4 protein-coding genes, 4 tRNA genes and 1 pseudogene are annotated in these 4,282 nt (G+C 48.7%); 7 read left to right on the top strand and 2 right to left on the bottom strand.

The genetic code is table 11. The features are described 5' to 3' along the window. The first annotated feature begins 136 nt into the window (after positions 1-136). On the top strand, positions 137-1,165 hold the full coding sequence (gene murB, locus FDX19_RS01270) for a UDP-N-acetylmuramate dehydrogenase (protein WP_137381308.1): 1,029 nt from the start codon (positions 137-139) through the stop codon (positions 1,163-1,165). Further along, a complete protein-coding gene (birA, locus tag FDX19_RS01265; RefSeq protein ID WP_137381307.1) occupies positions 1,162-2,124 on the top strand; it encodes a bifunctional biotin--[acetyl-CoA-carboxylase] ligase/biotin operon repressor BirA in 963 nt (320 codons plus the stop codon). Before murB ends, birA begins: the two co-directional genes overlap by 4 nt. A gap of 35 nt (positions 2,125-2,159) precedes the next feature. Here the strand turns inward: birA and coaA are convergent, their stop codons facing one another. After that, a complete protein-coding gene (coaA, locus tag FDX19_RS01260) occupies positions 2,160-3,110 on the bottom strand; it encodes a type I pantothenate kinase (protein ID WP_137381306.1) in 951 nt (316 codons plus the stop codon). A gap of 302 nt (positions 3,111-3,412) precedes the next feature. Next, positions 3,413-3,481 (bottom strand): annotated as a pseudogene (locus FDX19_RS25385) (hypothetical protein); the annotation flags it as partial. A 19-nt stretch (positions 3,482-3,500) separates the two neighbouring features. Between FDX19_RS25385 and FDX19_RS01255 the strand changes: the two are divergent. The 5 genes from FDX19_RS01255 to FDX19_RS01235 all read left to right on the top strand — a co-directional run. Then, positions 3,501-3,576, top strand: a tRNA-Thr gene (locus FDX19_RS01255). 8 nt (positions 3,577-3,584) lie between these two features. Continuing rightward, a tRNA-Tyr gene (locus FDX19_RS01250) sits at positions 3,585-3,669 on the top strand. A 115-nt stretch (positions 3,670-3,784) separates the two neighbouring features. Further along, positions 3,785-3,859: transfer RNA gene (locus tag FDX19_RS01245), tRNA-Gly, on the top strand. 5 nt (positions 3,860-3,864) lie between these two features. Continuing rightward, positions 3,865-3,940 (top strand) — tRNA-Thr (locus FDX19_RS01240). A gap of 118 nt (positions 3,941-4,058) precedes the next feature. Next, a partial coding sequence (locus tag FDX19_RS01235) for a GTP-binding protein (protein ID WP_001403315.1) occupies positions 4,059-4,282 on the top strand: 224 nt, incomplete at its 3' end.

Below are 4,282 nucleotides of genomic sequence, written 5' to 3'. Positions count from 1 at the left end.
TAGGCCTGATAAGCGCAGCGCATCAGGCACATCGCGGCACCATCGGGTGCAAAGCAATACCCTGAGCCTCCATAACACAAGCCATCCTGCGGCATATGCGGTAAACTAAGCGCGATTTTGCATCAGGAAAGCGTCTATGAATCACTCCCTTAAAGCCTGGAATACCTTCGGCATCGATCAGCAAGCTAACGAACTTGTCTGCGCCGAAAATGAGCAACAATTATTGAATGCCTGGCAATCAGCCAATGCATCACATCATCCAGTACTGATCCTGGGCGAGGGGAGTAACGTCCTGTTCCTTGATAATTTCCATGGCACGGTGATCGTCAATCGTATCAAGGGGATAGAGATTACTGAACAACCTGATGCGTGGCATTTACACGTTGGGGCTGGTGAGAACTGGCATCATCTGGTACAGCATACATTGCAGCTTGGTATGCCTGGGCTGGAAAATCTGGCGCTTATCCCAGGCTGCGTGGGTTCATCGCCAATCCAGAACATTGGCGCTTATGGTGTGGAACTTCAGCGCGTTTGCGAATACGTGGACTGCATTGAGCTTTCGACCGGCAAACATCTGCGCGTTAACGCCGCAGAATGTCGTTTCGGTTATCGTGACAGTATCTTTAAACATGAGTACCAGGATCGTTTCGCGATTGTAGCCGTTGGTCTGCGCTTGTCTAAACAGTGGCAGCCCGTTTTGACTTACGGTGACCTGACGCGTCTGGATCCTGTAACCGTGACACCTCAGCAGGTTTTTGACGCTGTTTGCCATATGCGTATGACAAAGCTGCCCGATCCAAAAGTGAACGGTAATGCAGGAAGCTTCTTTAAAAATCCGGTTGTCACCGCAGATATTGCGCAGGAGCTCCTGGCAAAATTCCCGACTGCACCTCATTACCCGCAGGCCGATGGTTCAGTGAAGCTGGCCGCTGGCTGGCTTATCGATCAGTGTCAGCTCAAAGGCATGCGTATTGGTGGCGCAGCAGTACATCAACAACAGGCACTGGTACTGATCAATGCAGGTAATGCGACGAGCCAGGATGTCGTGCAACTTGCACATCATGTACGACATAAAGTGGGTGAGAAGTTTAATGTCTGGCTTGAACCAGAGGTTAGATTTATGGGCCCGCAGGGTGAAGTGAATGCTGTGGAGATCATCGCATGAAGGATAATACCGTCCCCCTGACACTCATCTCATTATTGGCTGATGGCGAATTCCATTCAGGTGAGCAACTCGGTGAAAAACTGGGAATGAGTCGTGCAGCGATTAACAAACACATCCAGACGCTGCGCGACTGGGGTGTTGATGTATTTACTGTTCCAGGTAAAGGCTACAGCTTACCAGAGCCGATCCAGCTACTAGACTCATCCGTTATTCATTCTCAGCTGGGCGGCGGAAACATCACTGTTCTACCCGTAATTGATTCAACCAACCAGTATCTGCTGGATCGAATTGGGCAACTGGCATCCGGAGATGCCTGCGTGGCGGAGTATCAGCAGGCTGGTCGTGGCCGGCGTGGGCGTAAATGGTTTTCGCCATTTGGTGCTAACCTGTATCTCTCTATGTTCTGGCGCCTGGAGCAGGGCCCGGCAGCGGCGATTGGCCTGAGTCTGGTCATTGGTATCGTCATGGCTGAGGTTTTACGCGATCTGGGGGCGGATAAAGTCCGTGTGAAATGGCCTAATGATCTCTACCTGCTCGATCGAAAACTGGCCGGTATATTGGTTGAGCTCACCGGGAAGACTGGTGATGCCGCGCAAATTGTTATTGGTGCCGGCATTAACATGTCTATGCGTCGGGTCGAAGAGAATGTGGTTAATCAGGGGTGGATTAACCTACAGGAAGCAGGCATAAACATTGACCGTAATACGCTTGCGGCCCGGCTGATCCGCGAGCTTCGTGCTGCGCTGATACTGTTTGAGCAAGAGGGGTTGGTGCCTTATTTATCACGCTGGAAGGTACTTGATAACTTTATCAACCGCCCGGTTAAACTCATTATTGGCGATAAAGAAATATTTGGTATCTCGCGGGGAATAGATGCTCAAGGTGCACTATTGCTTGAGCAAAATGGTGAGATAAAGCCATGGATGGGCGGAGAAATATCGCTCAGAAGTGCGGAATAATAAGAAGAAGGGGAGCATCGGCTCCCCTTTTTTATTTATTTTCTTAACCTAACTTGCTCAACGGCATGATTGGCGCTTTTGGTCATAATCAAGCTGGCTCTTTCACGCGTCGGTAAAATATTCTGTTTTAAATTCAACCAGTTGATCTCTTTCCAGAGCGACATTGCTGTATTGATAGCCTCATCCTCGGATAATTTCGCGTAGTTATGGAAATAAGAGTCTGGGTTGGTAAATGCCCCTTCGCGGAATTTCAGGAAGCGGTTGATATACCACGTCTGGAGTAATTCTTCTGGCGCATCAACATAAATAGAAAAGTCGACAAAGTCAGAAACAAATACATGATGCGGGTCGTGGGGGTAATCCATTCCGCTTTGTAATACATTTAACCCTTCGAGAATCAATATATCCGGCTGGGCAACCGTTTTGTCGCCATCAGGGATCACATCATAGATCAGATGAGAATAGACCGGGGCAGTGACGTTAGGGACGCCTGACTTCAGGTCGGAAACAAATTTTACCAGACGGTGCATATCATAAGACTGGGGGAAGCCTTTCTTCTTCATGAGTCCGCGTTCTTTCAACACCTGGTTTGGGTGAAGAAAACCATCGGTCGTAATCAGCTCAACTTTGCGGTGCTCTGGCCAGCGGCTCAGCAGTGCCTGCAAAACGCGCGCGGTTGTACTTTTACCCACCGCAACACTGCCTGCAATACTAATGATATAAGGAATTCGCTGGCCGTTTGTGCCTAAAAATTGCTCCAGAACAGCCTGGCGTCGCAGGTTTGAACTGATGTAAAAATTTAGCAAACGCGATAGAGGCAAATAAATCTCAGCAACTTCTTCCAGCGATAAGTCTTCGTTAATGCCTTTCAGACGAGCAATCTCTTCCTCGGTCAGGGTCATCGGCACTGAATCACGAAGCGCAGCCCACTGGCTGCGATCAAACTGTAGGTAAGGCGACGTTAACGCTTGCTCTTTTATACTCATACGCATGGTCTGGCTGTCATTGCTATATCAGGTCAGTGATAAAAAACGAAATCATCCCCGGCACGCAATGGCACGCACATTTCAGTTAATTTGGACAATGGGCAGGAGGGTAACACCAGATGAGGGGGAATAATAAGAAAAAATCGTCCCCTGAAAAGCATTGTGACGAGTATTCCAGATGTATAAAGATGTGCTTTCGCTCTGCCCGGACGTGAATAACGGAGCGAAACCCTCTCCGGTTATAACGCCCACCGTTGGAAATTTGTGCAATTTAGACAAGAAATAGATTATTTATCGGACGTATAGTGCAAAATGTGAGCGGAAGAACATTTTATGCAATTTTTTAGTTGCATGAGTACGCAGGTATCCATAAAATGCGCGCTACTTGATGCCGACTTAGCTCAGTAGGTAGAGCAACTGACTTGTAATCAGTAGGTCACCAGTTCGATTCCGGTAGTCGGCACCATCAAGTCCGGTGGGGTTCCCGAGCGGCCAAAGGGAGCAGACTGTAAATCTGCCGTCACAGACTTCGAAGGTTCGAATCCTTCCCCCACCACCACTTTCTGGCAGCGTTATCGCCGCCTGAGTTGGTTAAAAAATTTAATCAGCTCAAACATAAAAGAGAGAAATCTCTTTTTTGTTACAGAAAGAACTGGGTAGCCGAGTTTCAGGATGCGGGCATCGTATAATGGCTATTACCTCAGCCTTCCAAGCTGATGATGCGGGTTCGATTCCCGCTGCCCGCTCCAGACGTGCTGATATGGCTCAGTTGGTAGAGCGCACCCTTGGTAAGGGTGAGGTCCCCAGTTCGACTCTGGGTATCAGCACCACTTCACTTCTCCTTCCCGTTTCTCTCTGTTTACTTTTAAAAGCATTCAACAGCTCAGGTATATTGCCTGGTTGATGTGGTGATATCACCGATTTATCCGTGTCTTAGAGGGACAATCGATGTCTAAAGAAAAATTTGAACGTACTAAACCGCACGTTAACGTCGGTACTATCGGCCACGTTGACCATGGTAAAACAACGCTGACCGCTGCAATCACTACCGTTCTGGCTAAAACCTACGGCGGTGCTGCTCGCGCATTCGATCAGATCGATAACGCGCCGGAAGAAAAAGCACGTGGTATCACCATCAACACTTCTCACGTTGAATATGACACCCCGACTCG

It is taken from the genome of Citrobacter sp. wls619 (genome assembly GCF_005281345.1).
Lineage (GTDB): Bacteria > Pseudomonadota > Gammaproteobacteria > Enterobacterales > Enterobacteriaceae > Citrobacter.
The sequence above is the reverse complement of the archived record's forward strand: the minus strand, read 5'-3'. Positions and strand labels throughout refer to the sequence as shown.